The sequence below is a fragment of the Mycobacterium sp. genome (assembly GCF_035499775.1).
Taxonomy (GTDB): domain Bacteria; phylum Actinomycetota; class Actinomycetes; order Mycobacteriales; family Mycobacteriaceae; genus Mycobacterium.
Window position 1 is genome coordinate 22,560 of the sequence record NZ_DATJYB010000551.1, and the last position, 16,596, is coordinate 39,155.

Annotated in this window: 18 protein-coding genes; 6 read left to right on the forward strand and 12 right to left on the reverse strand. The window is 66.8% G+C overall.

Features of this window, described 5'->3' with window-relative positions:
• Positions 1-137: 137 nt before the first annotated feature.
• From VML93_RS33590 to bfrA, 7 genes are all read right to left on the reverse strand, one after another.
• Positions 138-572: an SRPBCC family protein gene (locus VML93_RS33590; RefSeq protein WP_325617408.1), complete on the reverse strand. Its 435-nt coding sequence runs from the start codon at positions 570-572 to the stop codon at positions 138-140.
• Entirely contained in the window at positions 572-1,405 is an 834-nt protein-coding gene (locus VML93_RS33595) for a 1-acyl-sn-glycerol-3-phosphate acyltransferase (RefSeq protein ID WP_325617410.1), read from the reverse strand. The genes VML93_RS33590 and VML93_RS33595 overlap by 1 nt, the downstream gene beginning before the upstream one ends.
• Before the next feature lie 31 nt (positions 1,406-1,436).
• Positions 1,437-2,468 (reverse strand): amidohydrolase family protein, encoded by a 1,032-nt coding sequence (locus tag VML93_RS33600; RefSeq protein WP_414686515.1) that lies wholly within the window; start codon positions 2,466-2,468, stop codon positions 1,437-1,439.
• A gap of 62 nt (positions 2,469-2,530) precedes the next feature.
• Complete coding sequence (locus VML93_RS33605; RefSeq protein WP_325617412.1) at positions 2,531-3,889, reverse strand: glutamine synthetase family protein; 1,359 nt, start codon at positions 3,887-3,889, stop codon at positions 2,531-2,533.
• Positions 3,890-3,908: 19 nt separating this feature from the next.
• Positions 3,909-4,403, reverse strand: coding sequence for a carboxymuconolactone decarboxylase family protein (locus tag VML93_RS33610; RefSeq protein ID WP_325617415.1), 495 nt, complete (start codon positions 4,401-4,403; stop codon positions 3,909-3,911).
• On the reverse strand, positions 4,400-6,484 hold the full coding sequence (locus VML93_RS33615; RefSeq protein WP_325617417.1) for an MDR family MFS transporter: 2,085 nt from the start codon (positions 6,482-6,484) through the stop codon (positions 4,400-4,402). Before VML93_RS33615 ends, VML93_RS33610 begins: the two co-directional genes overlap by 4 nt.
• 86 nt (positions 6,485-6,570) lie before the next feature.
• Entirely contained in the window at positions 6,571-7,050 is a 480-nt protein-coding gene (gene bfrA, locus VML93_RS33620) for a bacterioferritin BfrA (protein WP_325617419.1), read from the reverse strand.
• Between the two features lie 277 nt (positions 7,051-7,327).
• Here bfrA and VML93_RS33625 point away from each other — a divergent pair, with 277 nt between their 5' ends.
• Positions 7,328-7,516: a (2Fe-2S)-binding protein gene (locus VML93_RS33625; protein ID WP_325617421.1), complete on the forward strand. Its 189-nt coding sequence runs from the start codon at positions 7,328-7,330 to the stop codon at positions 7,514-7,516.
• 1 nt (position 7,517) lies between these two features.
• On the opposite strand, the gene VML93_RS33630 is transcribed toward VML93_RS33625, so the two are convergent.
• Entirely contained in the window at positions 7,518-8,276 is a 759-nt protein-coding gene (locus VML93_RS33630; protein ID WP_325617423.1) for an enoyl-CoA hydratase/isomerase family protein, read from the reverse strand.
• Between the two features lie 103 nt (positions 8,277-8,379).
• On the opposite strand from VML93_RS33630, the gene VML93_RS33635 reads away from it, so the two are divergent.
• Positions 8,380-9,216 (forward strand): SDR family oxidoreductase, encoded by an 837-nt coding sequence (locus VML93_RS33635; protein WP_325617425.1) that lies wholly within the window; start codon positions 8,380-8,382, stop codon positions 9,214-9,216.
• 16 nt (positions 9,217-9,232) lie between these two features.
• On the opposite strand, the gene VML93_RS33640 is transcribed toward VML93_RS33635, so the two are convergent.
• Both VML93_RS33640 and VML93_RS33645 read right to left on the reverse strand, forming a co-directional pair.
• Positions 9,233-9,676 carry a PPOX class F420-dependent oxidoreductase gene (locus VML93_RS33640; protein WP_325617427.1) on the reverse strand — a complete coding sequence of 148 codons (444 nt, stop codon included), beginning with the start codon at positions 9,674-9,676 and terminating at the stop codon, positions 9,233-9,235.
• The gene (locus tag VML93_RS33645) at positions 9,673-10,383 is read right to left on the reverse strand and encodes a hypothetical protein (protein WP_325617429.1); all 711 of its coding nucleotides are present in this window, start codon (positions 10,381-10,383) and stop codon (positions 9,673-9,675) included. Before VML93_RS33645 ends, VML93_RS33640 begins: the two co-directional genes overlap by 4 nt.
• A gap of 27 nt (positions 10,384-10,410) precedes the next feature.
• On the opposite strand from VML93_RS33645, the gene VML93_RS33650 reads away from it, so the two are divergent.
• The gene (locus tag VML93_RS33650) at positions 10,411-11,703 is read left to right on the forward strand and encodes an alpha-amylase family protein (protein ID WP_325617431.1); all 1,293 of its coding nucleotides are present in this window, start codon (positions 10,411-10,413) and stop codon (positions 11,701-11,703) included.
• Here the strand turns inward: VML93_RS33650 and VML93_RS33655 are convergent.
• The gene (locus VML93_RS33655; RefSeq protein ID WP_325617433.1) at positions 11,700-12,134 is read right to left on the reverse strand and encodes a DUF1810 domain-containing protein; all 435 of its coding nucleotides are present in this window, start codon (positions 12,132-12,134) and stop codon (positions 11,700-11,702) included. The two genes, VML93_RS33650 and VML93_RS33655, sit on opposite strands and share 4 nt — an antisense overlap.
• A gap of 71 nt (positions 12,135-12,205) precedes the next feature.
• On the opposite strand from VML93_RS33655, the gene VML93_RS33660 reads away from it, so the two are divergent.
• Positions 12,206-13,438, forward strand: a complete 1,233-nt coding sequence (locus VML93_RS33660) for an alpha-hydroxy acid oxidase (RefSeq protein ID WP_325617435.1) — start codon at positions 12,206-12,208, stop codon at positions 13,436-13,438.
• Positions 13,439-13,450: 12 nt separating this feature from the next.
• Here the strand turns inward: VML93_RS33660 and VML93_RS33665 are convergent, their stop codons facing one another.
• Positions 13,451-13,648, reverse strand: a complete 198-nt coding sequence (locus tag VML93_RS33665; protein WP_325617437.1) for a hypothetical protein — start codon at positions 13,646-13,648, stop codon at positions 13,451-13,453.
• 161 nt (positions 13,649-13,809) lie between these two features.
• Here VML93_RS33665 and VML93_RS33670 point away from each other — a divergent pair, with 161 nt between their 5' ends.
• Both VML93_RS33670 and lon read left to right on the forward strand, forming a co-directional pair.
• Positions 13,810-14,367: a CGNR zinc finger domain-containing protein gene (locus VML93_RS33670; RefSeq protein WP_325617439.1), complete on the forward strand. Its 558-nt coding sequence runs from the start codon at positions 13,810-13,812 to the stop codon at positions 14,365-14,367.
• 132 nt (positions 14,368-14,499) lie between these two features.
• On the forward strand, positions 14,500-16,596 hold a 2,097-nt coding region (gene lon / locus VML93_RS33675), incomplete at its 3' end, for an endopeptidase La (RefSeq protein WP_325617441.1).

Sequence of the window (16,596 nt, forward strand, 5' to 3'; positions counted from 1 at the left end):
GGCGTACTTTTGGGGTCTTTCGCGCGGGTGGGTGTGGGGCCGAGCAGTGTGAGCGCGCGCATATGTACGGCAATTGGGGGAAATACGCGTACATTTGCGGCCCCTCGCGCCGGCGAGGAGCAGGCCGAGCAGACGCCCTAGGACTCTGCCAGCCTCTTGAGGGATTTCAGGGTGTCGGCCACGGTGCGGCCCACCTGACGCACCGCGATCCGGTCGGCGATGTAGCCGAATATTCCGCCGGGCGCCTGATACGACAGCCGGAACGTCACTTTCGTCTGGCCCTCACCGCCGTCGCGCAACCGGATCCGGCCGCGCAGAGTGACACCGGTGATGCCCACCCAGGCCACGTCGCGGTTCTCGTCGAATTCGACCACCTCGATCAGGCCGCCGACGGGCACCGAGCCGATCTTCCAGTGCACGGTGTAGCGCGCACCGACACCGGAAGGTTGGTCGTTGGCGGTCTCCCATCGCTCCAGGTTCGTCATGAACGACGGGTACTGGTCCGGGTCGCCGACTATCTTCCAGACCGCGTCGCGGTCCGCGTTGATGACGCAGCGGCGTTCGACGCGCATCAGCCGATCACCGGGAATCGACGTTTGGCGGCCAGCCGATCGACGCCGTCCTGCAGGCTGGCCATCACCTTGTCGTGCACGGCCTGGTCGTCACGGTCCACGTCGATCGGTTCCTGCACCTCGATCGCGATCTTGCTGGGCAGCGGGATGTGCCCGGCCAGGTCGCTGATGTTCAGGCCCCACGGAAGCGCCAGCGATATCGGGATGCTCTTGAGCCGCAACAACTTATCCGCCATCAGCACTTTGGCCAGCCACTGCCCGCGGTTGAGGAACAACGCGCTCTCCTGGCCGCCGACGCTGGCGACCGGGACGATCTGAACGCCGGCGTCCCGGGCCAACCGCACGTAGCCCATGCGCCCGCCGAAGTCGACCTTGTGACGTTCCCACGAGGGCCGGAAGACTTCGTAGTCCCCGCCGGGGTAGACCAGCAGCGCTGCTCCGGAAGCCAGTGCCAATTGCGCGTTTTCGTGATTGGCGGCCACGGTGCCGAACTTGCGCAGCCAGCCCAGCGGCGGAGCCGAGACGACGAGATTGTGCGCCAACTGGTAGAACGGCCGCTCCACGCCGAAGTAGGAGCAGAACGCGAGCGTGAACACGAACGTGTCGGGTGGCACGTTGCCGCCACTGTGGTTGCCGACCAGCAGTACGGGGCCCTCGGCGGGAATTCGGTCCAATCCCGCGACGTCTGCCCGGAAGTACAACGACGCCAGCAGCCAAGTCGCCGGCAGCTGGTCGCGGATGTAGTCGGGGTCGCGCTGGTCGAGGTCGGCTTTGGGAACCCGAGACACGACTTGCTTACGAGTCCACTCCAAGACATCGCCGACGGTGGCCATACCCGTCTTTATACCCCCGTGTACATGAGCGTCAAACGCGGTAGACGCGGGCGGCGTTGTGGTGCGCAATCAGATCGACCACCCTGATCGCATCGGCTTCGCTCCAGTCGCCGGCTTCGACAAAGCCACCCAGCGCACGGTGAATACCGTTGCGCCACAAGGCCGCACCCAGGTAGTGCAGTTCCGCGGGACCGAACCCGTCCGACGAGTAGACGATCTTGCGGAACGGCGCCATCTCCAACAGCCTGGCGATGAACGCGGGAGCCCGGGCGCCCAGATAATTCACGCTCAAGCCGCCGTCGAGGTAGACCTTGTTGAACGCCTGCGCCAGGTAGCCGGCTTCGCGTTCGTAGGGATAGCAGTGCAGCAACACGATCGGGGTGTCACCGGACTGGCGCAGAAAGTCGAGCAGATACAGCGGATTGGCCTTGTGCAGATCGCAGTCCCGGTCACCGAAGCCGACGTGGAACTGCAGCGGCTTGCCCAGCCGCAACGCCTGGTGCAAGCCGAATCGCAGCAGCACCCGATCAGACAACCGCACCCCACCGCGATCCCGCCACCGGCCCGCGGCCTCGGCGACCTGCGCCGCGGACGGCTCGGTCAGATCGCCGTCGAATCCTCCCCGATAGGCCAGGATGGACTTCGTGCCGACCGCTGTGGCTGCGCGCCCGCGCAGGATCTCCTCGAACGCCGACGCGTAGTCGCCGCGCGCCTGCGCGGCCTGCTCGGCGACCTGCTCGAGGCGGACGACCTCATGGCAACGGCCGCCGGACAATTCGGCCATATCCGCCAGGCCGGCGGTATCGCCGTCGATACCGGTGTCCACCAGCCAGTCGGTCACGCCGGCGGCCGGCAGAAAAAGACGGGCCACCTCGGCCTCGCCGAGTCGCCTGCGGTGTTCCCAATATGCTTGGGGGTCAGCGTGTCTGGGCAGTCCCAGCAGCGGACTGCAGTGGTTGCGCACGGCGAAGCCGAGTTGCGATTCGAAACCCGAGTCGGCAATGGGATCGGTATTGGCCTCGTTGAGGGCGTTCTCGAATCGAGACCGGTCCCCCGCCGTCATCCAGCACCCGTGCACGTGCTGATCGATCAACGCCACCTCGTCGATGTGGCGCGCCAGATCGGTCACAGGGTCCAGGCCATCCGGAACTTGTCGGCCAGTTGCCCGGGTTCGAGCTCGCCGTAGCGCACCTGCTCCTGATGCCGTACCGCGACGACCATGTCGACCGCCGCATCGCCGAGGATATTCCGGAGAAGCCGCGAATTATTCAGTGCGGCAATCGCTTCAACCTGGGCTTCAGCGAGGCGCACGACCCCGGCGCGGTCGCGGTCCGCCTCGGACAGCTTGTCCGGATCTATCGTCGTCTCCGGTGGTAATGCCAGGTCGTGCGCGATGCCGTCCAGGGCCAGACCGAGGATCGCCGCGGACGCAAGGTACGGATTCGCCGAGGGGTCAACGATTCTCACTTCGACATGGCCGCCATACGGACTGCCGGGGCCGCCCTTGACGACTCGCACCGCCGCCTCCCGGTTCTCCGTGCCCCAGCACGCATAGACCCCGGCCCAGTTGGTAGGCTGCATCCGCAGCCCGGACACGACCGATCCGCACAGCACTCCCTGGGCTTCGGGCAGTCCGCGTATTACCCCCGCTACCGCGCTCTCCCCCGCTGCGGTCATGCCCGCCACGCCAGTTCCGTCGTAAAACAGGGGACCTTTCGGGTCCCCTGCTGATCTGGTCAATGAGAAGTGCTGGTGTGCACCCGATCCCACGCTCCCGGCGAACGGCGCCGGCGACAGGCTGACGCGCAGCCCGTGCCGGCGGGCGGCCCGGCCGATGATGACCCGGGTCAACGCGAGCTGGTCGGCGGCGGCTACCGGTGGCAGCGGCGACAATGAGATTTCAAACTGGTTGGCCGCGTACTCGGGATGAAACTGCTCGATCCCGACGCCGGCTGTCGCGGCCCCGACGTTGACATCGCGAACGAACGCTTCGTGGTCGAGCACTCCGACCAGCCCGTACTGTGTCCACAGTGTCGAGGGCAGCCGTGCACCGTCGGGCTCTACCAGCAGGAACTCGATTTCGTGGCCGACCAGCGCGTCAATGCCGGCTGCGGTGAGGGCGGTTTCGATCCGGCCCAGCGTCCCGCGACTGCACGCGGGTACGGGTGTGCCATCCTGCTCGAAGAACGAGGCGGGCGCCCACGCCAACCCGTCACCGATGATGCGCAACGCTGACAGGTCGATGCGCAGCCGCTCGTCGCCGACTACGCCGGCGACATCGGCGATGCCGGTCTGGTCGATGAGGAAGGCGTGCCACGACGGACTGGCGCCCAGGCCCGGGTCGGCGAACGTGTTGGTACGGCGGATCGGCACCGTCTTGGCCAGGGTGAGCCCGGCGGGGTTGACGACCGTGCCGATGACGGTGTCGACGCCCTCGGCCTCCAGTTGGGCGATCGCCGCGGCGGCAAGCGGCGTGGCGTTCACGGTTGCCGCCCGGATGCGTTCAGGCGCGGCTGGGCAGGGTCAGCTTGCAGGCCTGGCCGATATCGAGGGTCCGCAGCATCCGACCCATGCCGACCCACAGCGCGCAGGACATGGCCAGGTCGGCGAGCAGCTCCTCGGAGAAGTGCTCGTTGCAGCGGCTCCAGAAGTCGTCGTCGTCGCGCAGCTTGGTGTGCTCGGTGGCGAAGCGGTGGGCGAATTCGGCGGCCAGGCGCTCCTGTTCGCTGTAGCCCGGCCAGGTGCGCCACTCCGGCGCGTGCTCGTAGAGTTCCTCGTCGACACCGGCGGCGGGCCCGTCGGCGTCGCGGGTGTTGACGCAGACAACGCATTCGTTGTCGTGGGCGATGACCGCGCGGGCCAGCTCACGGGTGCGCATCGGCAGCCGGTTCTTGGTGTAGACCGCCTGGCTGAAGTTGGCGATCGCGCCACCGAGGTCGGGCGATTTGGTGGCCCAGCTGTAGACGTCGTCGTCGGCGAAGGTTCCGATTCGGCTCATGGCGTGATGGTACGCCTGGGCCGCAGCCGGGCCGTGGTCGGTTCGTCGTCGTGCCAATCACGTTGGGCCAGAACGCGATGCGCGATGCGCTGCAGGGCGGCTTCCACCTCCCCGCGGTCCGGACGCCCTTCGAAGCTGGGCGACCGGGACAGTTTGTCGACGATCCAGGCCAGCAGCAGCGAGTACACGTAGTCGACCTGTTGGCCGCCGGTCGCGGTCAGCCACATCTGGTCGCCGTCGCGTTGCACAAAGCCGGTGGCGACCAGCCGGCCGAACGTGGGTTCCAAGACTTCGAAAGGCAGCCGTTGGTTCTCGGCGATGTCGGTGAGCCGTGCCGTCCCGTACATCTGCCCGTACCGGTAGATGCGCATGACGCCCCACAGCCCGGCGACGTCGAGCCGGCAATCGGGCCGCATCGCGATGCTGCGCAGCCGCACCCCGGGCTCGCCGCGCAACATGCGGGCGATCGCGTTCTCCAGCATCCGTTCCGGCGTCTCGGGGTTCGGCATCCCGAACGCATCGCCGAGATCGACCGCGCTGTTGTGGATCTCCCGCAACGGCACCTCGCGCAGGAATAGCGCCAGGACGAATCCGACCGCGGCGACCGGTGCCGCGCAGAGGAACACCTGGGTGAGCGACTCCGAGTAGGCCGCGACGATCGGTGCGGCGACGTTGTGCGGCTGTCGGTGCAGGGCCGCCGGAGAACTGACCGCGGCGGGCGGTACGCCGCCGGCCGCCAGCGCGGCGCCGATCCGGTGGTTGAGGAAGTTGACGAACAGTGAGCCGAAGATCGCGGCACCGAACGAGCTGCCGATCGTGCGGAAGAACGTCACGCCCGAGGTGGCCACCCCGAGGTCCTCGAAATTCGACGTGTTCTGCACGATGAGGACCAGCACCTGCATGGACAGCCCGATACCGGCGCCGAGGATGACCAGGTAGAGCGACTGCATCAGCGCCGACGTCGATACGTCCATGGTCGACATCAGCAAGAATGCGACGCACATCAGCGCGGTGCCGGCGACCGGGAAGATCTTGTAGCGGCCGGTCCGGCCGACCAGGGTGCCGCTTCCGGTCGAGGTGATCAGCATGCCGATCACCATCGGCAGCGTGCGCAGACCCGACGTGGTCGCCGAAACGCCGTCCACGTACTGCATGTAGGTCGGCAGGAAGGTCATCGCGCCCAGCATCGCGAACCCGACCACGAAGGACAGCACGCAGCAGACGGTGAACACCGGACTGGCGAACAGCCGGATCGGCAGGATCGGTTCGGGGACGCGGTTCTCCGCCCAGACGAACGCGGCCAGCGCCACCGCCGCGCCGGCGAACAAGCCGATGATCGTCGTCGAGCCCCACGGGTAGCGGGTGCCGCCCCAGCTGGTGGCCAGGGTCAGGCCGGTGGCGCCCAGTCCGACGAAGACGATCCCGGCGTAGTCGATGACCGGCTTGGTCGACGACACCAGGTCCGGGATGGCGGCCGCGGCGACGAGGAAGACCACCACCGAGACCGGCACGTTCACCCAAAACGCCCACCGCCAGGTCAGATAGTCGGTGAAGTAGCCGCCCAACAACGGGCCGATGACCGTGGTGACGCCGAAAACCGCGCCTAATATGCCCTGGTAGCGGCCTCGTTCCCGGAGCGGGACGACCTCACCGATCAGCGCGCTGGCGGTGACGGTGATCCCGCCGCCACCGATGCCCTGCAGTGCCCGGGCGCCGACCAGCATCGCCATCGACGTCGACAGCCCGCACAGCACCGACCCGATGACGAAGAACACCACGGCAGCCTGAAACACCCGTTTGCGGCCGAACGTGTCGCCCAGCTTGCCTACCAGGGCGGTGACGATCGTGGACGCCAGCAGATAGCTGGTGACCACCCAGGATTGATGCCCGGCGTCGCCCAGGTTGGCGACGATGGTCGGCAGCGCGGTCGCCACGATGGTCTGGTCCAGCGCCGCGAGCAGCATGCCGAGCACAATCGCCAGGAAGATGAAGTTGCGCCGTTGCGGACTGATCAGCGCGCTGCTGGGTGCGTAATCCGCCTGTTCGGTCACCACCGCCCCTGGTGCATTCGGGCTCGTCATACCTGCCTTCCCGTCGGCGTCCGATGCTGGGGAGTACCCAGTAACTCGTCGCCGGGGGTGAGCGGAACGCCCTTACGCGGTGCCGGCTAGCTCGGCGGACGGGAGACGCATTGGGCCGAGTACAGTTCCTCGCCCAGCTTTTCCATCAACTCCAGCTGTGTCTCCAGGTAGTCGACGTGTATTTCCTCGTCGGCGACGATCTTCTCCAGCAAGACCGCGCTGGTGGAGTCCTGCTTCTCCCGGCACATGATGATCCCCGGCTTGAGCCGGTTCAGCACGTCGTACTCGATCGCCAGGTCGGCCTCGAACTGTTCGCGCAGCGTCTGGCCGATGCGCAGGGAGAAGAGGCGCTGGTAGTTCGGCAAGCCGTCCAGCAACAAAATGCGATCGGTGATCTCCTCGGCGTGCCGCATCTCGTCGAAGGACTCGGCGCGGGTGTGCTCGGCCAACTCGGTGAAACCCCAGTTGTCTTGCATCTTGGAGTGCAGGAAATATTGGTTGATGGCGGTGAGCTCGCTGGTCAACTGTTCGTTGAGCAGACGCAATACATCCGGATCACCTTGCATGACCACTCCTAGGCTGTGCGGGCTGTCAATATCGAACCGCGGCTGATGGGCTGGGCTGGAGCACCATCGCGCCGGACTGAAGCCGCCGGCGTGCCGGATTCAAATCTAGTCCAGCAAGGGTGGGTCGGCGTGTTCTTTCATCCACCGTCGGCGCGTCACGCGCAGGACAAGATTCGATCGCGGGGTCGTTACTTAGGTTAGACTCCACTAACCTAGTTAGGTTAGACTCCACTAATATGCGGCCTGTTCCGTTCGGCACCTTCGCTCAGGGGTTTTGATGTACGTCTGCCTGTGTGTCGGGGCCACCAACCACACCGTGTCCGAGTGTGTGGCGCGTGGCGCGTCGACGTCCAGAGAGGTCGCCGCGGCATGCGGGGCCGGGGCGGACTGTGGGCGGTGCCGTCGTACGCTGCGGGCGATCATCGCCGCCGCGACGCAGCTCGAGCAAGCGGTCCCGGCCGGCTAGATCAGCTGGCGCGGTCTTTGTTGAAATCCGCCAGCGCGGCGGCATTTGCCTGAGCGCCCATCAACTCGGCGAAGTGAGCGTTTTCCCGCGCGGTCGCCGCCAGGATCTCCGGGCGGACCGGTTCGAGCATCGTGTGCTTGACCGCCATCAGGCTGGGAATCGGCCGGGCGGCAAGGATTTCGGCGTGCCGACGGGCCTCGGGCAGCAACTCGTCCGGCTCGCAGACCCGCCACACCAGACCGATCCGTAACGCCTCGGCGGCGTCGACCCATTCGGAGGACATCAGCAACCATGCGGCGTTCTGCCGGCCCACCAGTTGCGGCAGCAGATACGACGAGGCCGCTTCGGGAGCCACGCCCAGGCTGGTGAACGGGCACTTCAGGCGCGCCGTCGACGACATGAACGCCAGATCGGCGTAGCCGAGGATGGTGGCGCCGATTCCCACCCCGACGCCGTTGACCGCGCAGATCAGCGGCTTGGGGAAGTTGCTGAGCGCGTCGATCAGGCCGGGGAAGCCGTACTTGCCCGGGGTGAAGTCCGGGTCGGTGATGCGTGCCTGCATCTCGGTGAGATCGGTGCCGGCGGAAAAGCCGCGGCCGGTGCCGGTCAGCAGCACCACGGCGACATCCGGGTCGTCGGCGGCATCCAGCAGCGCCTGCGCGGTGGCGTCGTAGAGGGCTTCGTTGAAGGCGTTCAGCGCCTCGGGCCGGTTCAGCGTCAGGGTGCGTACCCGGTTCTGGTCGTCGATCTGCAGCATCACGAGTTGCCAACCTATCACCGGCGAGAAGACGCAAAAGCACCCGTTTCGTGCCGAAATGAGGTGCTTTTGCGTCTGCTCGCCGTCGCGTGAGATAGGAAAAGGTATGTCGCAATATCTGAAGGACAAGGTCGTCATCGTGACCGGCGCGGGCAGCGGCTTCGGAAAGCTGATTTCCGAGAAGTGCGCCGCCGGGGGCGCGAAGGTGGTCGGCGTCGACGTCAACACTGAAAGCCTGAACGAGGTTTTTGACGGCATCCGGGCCGCCGGCTTCGAAGGCACCGCCCACGTCGCCGATGTCACCGACATGGACCAGGTCAAAGCGGCGGCCCAACACGCCGTCGACGCCTACGGCGCAATCGACGTGATCGTCAACAACGCGGGAGTGATGCCGCTGGCATTCTTCGCCGACCACGAACGCGCCTGGGACAAATGGCACAGGGCGATCGACATCAACATCAAGGGCGTCGTCAACGGCATCTCGGCCGTCTACGACACGATGATCGCGCAGGGCCGAGGCCAGGTCATCAACATTTCGTCCATCTACGGCAACGCCGGCACCGAGGGCTCCGGCGTGTACAGCGCGACCAAGGCGGCGGTCGATGTGCTCTCGGATTCGTTACGGCTCGAGACGCATGGCCGGATCAAGGTCACCACGATCAAGCCAACCGGCGTCCTCGGGACCAATCTTGCCGCCGGCGTCGTCAACGAAGCGGCGGTCATCGGCATCGTCGGGCAGCACGCCGCTCAGTTCATGGAGAATGTCGCCAACTTACAAAACGGCGACCTTCGACCCGAGCAGCTGGACGTGAACTCGATGGGGTACTGGCTGATCACCCCCGACGACCTGGCCAACGCGGTGGTCCACGTCATCGACCAACCCTGGGGAATCAACATCAGCGACGTCACGGTACGGGCCAGCGGCGAGAATTACGTCTACTGACAGCCGCTCGGCGCTCTCAGCCGTTGCTGTACACGCGGGTCGGAGCGATCAACACCACGCCGCGGCGCTCCTTGGCCATGACCCGGTCGTACTCGTCCCAGTCGTCATGGGTGCCGCCCGCCGCGATGAACACCTCGCGCAGCAGCAGCCGCAACTGGTCGGCGTCAGCCAGCCACGGCTGCGCGTCATCCGGGCCGGCCAGCTCGGCGCGGCCCTCGACGGTCGCCCACATCCAGCCTTGCTTGAATGTGACGGCCAGCTGCGGCCGCGCCCGCAGATTCGCCAGCTTGACCTTGCCGTACGTGGTGAACGCCAGGGCCGGCTCGCCACTGGCCGGGTGCGGCAACAGGCCCACGTTGACCAGCGAAGCCTGTACGGTCCCGTCCGCGCGAACGGTGGAAACCACCGCCAGGCCGCTCTCCCCTGCCGCCAGCGCAACCGCCTCGTCGAGCGTCGTCATGTGTGGCTCCCTTCGAACGGCGTTTTGAATATGTATCTGCTGGTCGGCACCGTGTCGATGTTCTCGTTGGCGCCGAATGCAGTTGTGCTGGCGACCATCCGGCCCACCCGGTGCTGCAGGTCCGCATCGTCGGCCGCGCCGAAGAAAGCCTTCAGGTCGGTGATCGCCTCCGCGGGGAACAACTCCTCGACGATGCCCGCGATTCCCGGGGCGTCCGGTGTGAGGGCCCGTACCACCCAGTTCTGGGTGTAACCGAAGGTCGACTGTGTCTCGATGGCCACCGGTGTGTGGTCGTGCTGCCAGCGCGCCAGCCAGGTGTCCAGGTCCAGGCCGGCGGGCCGGCGCAGCAGCGCGATGTTGGCCAAACCCGTTGTACGCGAGCCTAATTCCGCTACCGGTCCAGGCATCGGGACCGACTCGGTGACCAGGTAGGCGGCCAGCTGTTCGCACTCGGCGGCCAGCAGGTCCAGGGCCGCCTTCGCCTGTTCGCCATAGCACTGCTGAGTCCACAGGCTCACCACCGCGGCCACCGGCGGGTCCAGCGTGGTCAGCGTCATCAGCGAATGGCGCACCGCGTCGTCGCGGACATTGACGGCCAGCCCGGGAAGGCCCAGGCCGATCAATTCCTCGGCGACCGGACCCCGTTGCCGGGCGCACCAGTCGTCGTCCGCCTCGGCCCGCCGCAGCACGGCGATTACCTTCTCCATAGGGCGAACTTACGAGAGGGCTGACGGTTGAGCGCATCCTGGGTCGAGCATGCGATCTGGTGGCAGGTCTATCCGCTGGGCTTCGTCGGCGCCTTTCCCGCAGATCAGCCGCCAGACGCCGGAGAACACCGGTTGCGGCGGCTGGCCGGTTGGTTGGATCACGCCATCGAATTGGGGGCGTCGGGGATTGCGCTGGGCCCGGTTTTCGCTTCCCGCACCCATGGTTACGACACCACCGACCACTACCGCATCGATCCGCGCCTGGGTGGTGAGGCCGATTTCGACTATCTGGTCGCCGAGGCGCGTGGTCGCGGCCTGCGGGTCCTCCTCGACGGCGTGTTCAACCACGTCGGTGTGGACTTCCCGCGCTATCGCGAGGCGCCGCACAGCGACGCATCGGCTCGCTGGTTTCGCGGACGCCCGGGCCGATTCCACACTTTCGAAGGCCACTCCGAGCTCGTCACCCTCAACCACGACAACGCCGAGGTTGTCGACTACACCGTCGACGTCATGTCGCACTGGTTGGGACGCGGCGCCGACGGCTGGCGTCTTGATGCGGCTTACGCTGTGCCGCAGTCATTTTGGGCATCCGTACTGCCGAAGGTGCGGCAGCTGCATCCCGACGCGTGGTTCGTCGGCGAGCTCATCCACGGCGATTACGCCGCGGTGGTCGACGCTGCCGGGTTCGACTCGGCCACCCAGTACGAGCTGTGGAAGGCGATCTGGAGCAGCCTCAACGACGGCAACTTCTTCGAACTGGACTGGGGCCTGCAGCGGCACAACGAGTTTCTGGCCAGATTCGCCCCGCTGACCTTTATCGGCAACCACGATGTCACCAGGATCGCCAGCCGCCTGGAGCGCCCCGAGCATCTGGCCCATGCGCTGGTGATCCTGTTGACGGTCGGCGGAGTGCCCAGTGTGTACGCCGGCGATGAGCTCGGGTTCCGCGGTGTCAAAGAAGAGCGGTACGGCGGAGACGACGCGGTGCGCCCGCAATTCGGCTCTCCCCCAATGCAACTGGATGAATCGGGCGCCCAGGTGTGGGCGTTGCACCAGTATCTGGTCGGGTTGCGTCGTCGGCACCCATGGCTGCATTCGGCGTCGACCACCGCCGTGCGGTTGGACAACCATCACTACGTCTATCGGACCAGCCGTGGCGAGGACGCGCTGCTGGTCGCGCTGAACATCGACGACGACCCGATGCAGCTGGACCTGGGCGAGCGGGCGCACGTGCTGGCCGGGTCTGCGGCGCCGCCGCAGGAGATCGTCGACGCGGTGGTCGTCGAGCCGCACGGCTGGCGGATTCTGGCGCCTGTCTAGCGCTTGAGTTGCGCCAGCGTCACCGGATCGTGCTCACCCCGGTAGTACCTGGTGAGCAGGGCGAGGAAGTCCTCGTTCTGCTCGGTGGCGCAGGCGAACAGCGTCATCGACGAGCACAGCTTCAGATCGTCGGGCGAGCCGAAGATTTCCCCGATCGAGCGGCCCTGCACCTGGTTGACCAGCCGGGCGCACTCATGCAGTCGCGGCCCGAGCAGGTCATGGTCGAGATACGCCCGGGCCTCGTCGAGCGAGGCGATGCCGTAACGGGCCGCCATCGGACTGCTGCCCAGCCCGCGCAGTTGCGGGAACACGAACCACATCCAGTGACTCAGCTTTCGCCCGGCACGCAACTCGTCGACAACGGTGCCGTACATGGGAGCCTGCGCATCGACAAAACGCGTCAGGTCGAAGGGGTCGCTTGGCGGTTCCATACATCCACGGTTGCACACTGTTTAGACGACGCAGGTCAGCGCTGGTAGGGACGGGAAGTAGGCGGGAAGTGATGGCGGTCAAGCGACAGGTGCCCCGGGTCCACGATCTGGCGCCGTTGATCCAATTCAAACGACCGGAGTTCAACCGCACCAAGCGTCGTCTCGACGCCGCGCTGACCATCTACGACTTGCGGCGCATCGCCAAACGGCGCACTCCCAAGGCGGCGTTCGACTACACCGACGGCGCGGCCGAGGACGAACTGTCCATCGACCGCGCCCGGCAAGCCTTCCGTGACATCGAGTTTCACCCGACGATCCTGCGCGACGTCACGAACGTGTGCACCGGGTGGTACGTCCTGGGCCAACCGGTCGCCTGGCCGTTCGGCATCGCACCGACCGGGTTTACCCGATTGATGCACACCGAAGGCGAGATCGCCGGCGCGCGGGCCGCTGCGGCGGCCGGGATTCCGTTCTCGATGTCCACCCTGGCCACCTGTGCGATCGAAGACGTGGTGACCGCGGTTCCGCAGGGCCGCAAATGGTTTCAGCTCTACATGTGGAAGGACCGTGACCGCTCGATGGCGTTGGTCAAGCGAGCCGCCGATGCGGGGTTCGACACCCTGCTGGTGACCGTCGACGTTCCGGTCGCCGGCGCGCGGTTGCGCGATGTCCGCAACGGGATGTCGATCCCGCCCGCGTTGACGCTTCGAACCGTGCTCGACGCGCTGCCGCACCCGCACTGGTGGTACGACCTGCTCACCACCGAGCCGTTGTCGTTCGCGTCGTTGGACCGCTGGTCAGGCACCGTCGGCGAGTACCTCAACACCATGTTCGACCCCAGCGTCACCTTCGACGACCTGGCCTGGATCAAGGCGCAGTGGCCAGGCAAGCTCGTGGTGAAGGGGATCCAGACACTCGACGACGCCCGCGCCGTCGTCGATCGCTGCGTCGACGGCCTGGTGTTGTCCAATCACGGTGGCCGTCAACTTGACCGGGCACCGGTGCCGTTCCACCTGTTGCCGTCGGTCGCGCGCGAACTGGGCAAGGACACCGAGATCCTGATGGACACCGGCATCATGTCGGGTGCCGATATCGTCGCCGCGATCGCGCTGGGCGCCAGGTGCACGCTGGTCGGGCGCGCTTACCTGTACGGACTGATGGCCGGCGGCGAGGCCGGCGTCCGACGCGCGATCGAAATCCTGCAGAGCGGCGTCAGCCGGACCATGGCGCTACTGGGCGTCAACTGCCTCGAGGAGCTTTCTCCCAAGCACGTCACGCAACTACGACGGTTGGCGCCCCAGTAGCTTCGGCCAGGGTCAGCGAGCAACAGCGGAAAGAATTCCGCGCTCGATCTCTGCCGGGTTGGGCGCGGGCGCCATCTGCTGGCAGTCGCAGGTCAGGCTGGAGAACGGGTTCGGCTCGGTGCCGGACGGGTTCGGCTCGGCGCCGGCCGGTGCGGCACCAACTAACGAGCTGAAGACGATGGCTGCGCCGACAACGAATTTCGCGATCATTTGAGTGCCCCTTCCAGGCTTTGTCACTACATACGAGTGGTGGTTACTCGGTTGGACGGTCGAGATGCTCATTTGGTTCGCTCCGATCCGTTCTCACTGTGTAACCGGCTAAGATGGTTACAAATATTGCACGAAACCATGAAACCTGTCAAGGTGGTTACATGGAGTTCAAGTACGGAGGTGGCAGGCGCTGCCTGGACTTCGCCGGCACGCTTAGGCACCGCAGCAGTTCAGAGACCGAAGAGCTGCTCACCAGCCCGCAGCGGCTGTCGGACTGGGCAGTTCAGGGCGGCCTGGTGGACACGGCGATTGAGCTCACCGACGACGACGTGGCGGCGGCGATCGCGCTGCGCGAGGCCATGTACCGGATCGTCTCCGCCCGGCTCGGGGGCAGTCGGCCCGACGTGGCCGACGTCGACCTGGTCAACGAGCATGCGTCTGCGCCGCAGCTGACGCCGCGATTGCACCCGGATGGATCGGTCGGCCGCGAGGGCACGGCAGCACAACTGCTCGCACGGTTGGCCGCCGATCTGCTCGACCTACTCGCCGGACCCGACATCGACAAGGTCAAGCGGTGCTCTCACGCGGGTTGCACGCGCCTCTACATCGACGCGTCGCGGGCCCAGAACCGGCATTGGTGCGGCATGAGCACCTGCGGCAACCGAGCCAAGGTCCAGGCCTTCCGGGCCCGCCAGCGCGCCGCCGCCGCGCGGCCCTGACGTCGAGCGTCACGGCACTGTGGCGCAGAGTGTCCAGCGTCACGTCGGTGTGACGCTCTCGGCGAAACGGCGTCGGGAACAAACCACAGTCGCCCAGGGTTGAGCGCAACAGACTTAACCTTTGGAGGACTAATGGCTCTATCCAAGTCAGTGCCGGTGTTGTTCGTCACCGACACGATCGTTTTGCCGGGCATGGTGGTGCCCATCGCCCTGGACGACGCCGCCCGCGCGGCGATCGACGCCGCGCAGGCGAGTGAATCGGGGCAGCTGCTGATCGCCCCCCGGCTGGAAGACCGCTACCCGTCGCACGGTGTGATCGCGAAGATCTTGCAGGTCGGACGCATCGCCGGCGGTGGCACCGCCGCCGTGGTGCGCGGTGAGCGCCGGGCGCATATCGGTGCGGGCGCCAGCGGACCAGGCGCCGCCCTATGGGTCGAGGTGACCGAGATCCCCGACCAGGAGGCGACCGACGAGATCAAGGCGCTGGCCGCCGAGTACAAGAAACTGCTGCTGGCGATGCTGCAACGGCGCGAGGCCTGGCAGATCGTCGACTACGTCAACAGTCTGACCGATCCGTCGGCGCTGGCCGACACGTCGGGCTACGCGTCCTACCTGACCAACGTGGAGAAGCGGTTACTGCTGGAGACCGCGGATGTCGCCGAGCGGTTGCGCATCCTGATCGACTGGACCGGTTCGCATCTGGCTGAGGTCGAGGTCAACGAGAAGATCGCCGAGGACGTGCGCGAAGGCATGGAGAAGACGCAGAAGGAGTTCCTGCTGCGTCAGCAACTGGCCGCCATCCGCAAGGAGCTGGGCGAAGGCGAACCTGACGGGTCCGACGACTACCGGGCCCGCGTGGAGGCCGCCGACCTGCCCGAGAAGGTGCGCGAGGCCGCGCTGCGCGAGGTCGGCAAGCTGGAACGCGCCAGCGACCAGAGCCCGGAAAGCGGCTGGATCCGCACCTGGCTGGACACCGTGCTCGGCCTGCCCTGGAACGTCCGGACCGAGGACTCGACCGACCTCACGGCGGCGCGGGAGATCCTGGACGCCGACCACCACGGGCTGGACGACGTCAAGGACCGCATCGTCGAATACCTGGCCGTGCGTACCCGTCGCGCGCAGCGTGGGCTGCAGATCGTCGGCGGCCGCGGCTCCGGCGCGGTGATGGTGCTGGCCGGGCCCCCAGGCGTCGGCAAGACGTCGCTGGGTGAGAGCGTGGCGCGGGCGCTGGGCCGCAAGTTCGTGCGGGTGGCGCTGGGCGGCGTGCGCGACGAGGCCGAGATCCGGGGCCACCGGCGCACCTACGTCGGCGCGCTGCCGGGCCGCATCGTGCGCGCGATCGGCGAGGCGGGATCGATGAATCCCGTTGTGCTGCTGGACGAAATCGACAAGGTGGGCTCCGACTACCGGGGCGACCCGAGCGCGGCGCTGCTGGAGGTGCTGGACCCGGCGCAGAACCACACGTTCCGCGACCACTACCTGGATCTGGATCTGGACCTGTCCGATGTCGTGTTCCTGGCCACTGCCAACGTGATCGAGAACATCCCGTCGGCGTTGCTGGACCGCATGGAGCTGGTGCAGATCGACGGCTACACCGAAGACGATAAGGTCGCCATCGCCCGCGACTACCTGCTGCCCCGGCAGCGCGAGCGCGCGGCGCTGAACGACGACGAGGTCACCGTTACCGACGCGGCGCTGCGCAAGATCGCCGCCGACTACACCCGTGAGCCCGGTGTGCGGCAGTTCGAGCGGCTGCTGGCCAAGGCGCTGCGCAAGGTGACGACCAAGCTGGCCGAGAACAGTGAGTCGATCACGGTCGACGAGCCCGATCTGGTCGGTTACCTTGGCCGGCCACGGTTTACGCCCGAGTCGGCGGAACGCACCGCGGTGCCTGGCGTGGCGACCGGCCTGGCCGTCACCGGCCTGGGCGGCGATGTGCTCTACATCGAAGCCGGGGCCACCGACGGCGAGCCGGGGTTGCAGTTGACCGGTCAGTTGGGCGACGTGATGAAGGAGTCGGCGCAGATCGCGCTGTCCTATGTGCGTTCGCACGCCGCGGAGCTGGGTGTCGACCCCAAGACACTGGACCGGCGCATCCACGTGCACGTGCCCGCGGGCGCGGTGCCCAAGGACGGCCCGTCGGCCGGTGTGACGATGGTGACCGCGCTGGTGTCGATGGCCACCGGTCGTCAGGTGCGCTCCGACGTCGGGATGACCGGCGAGGTCACG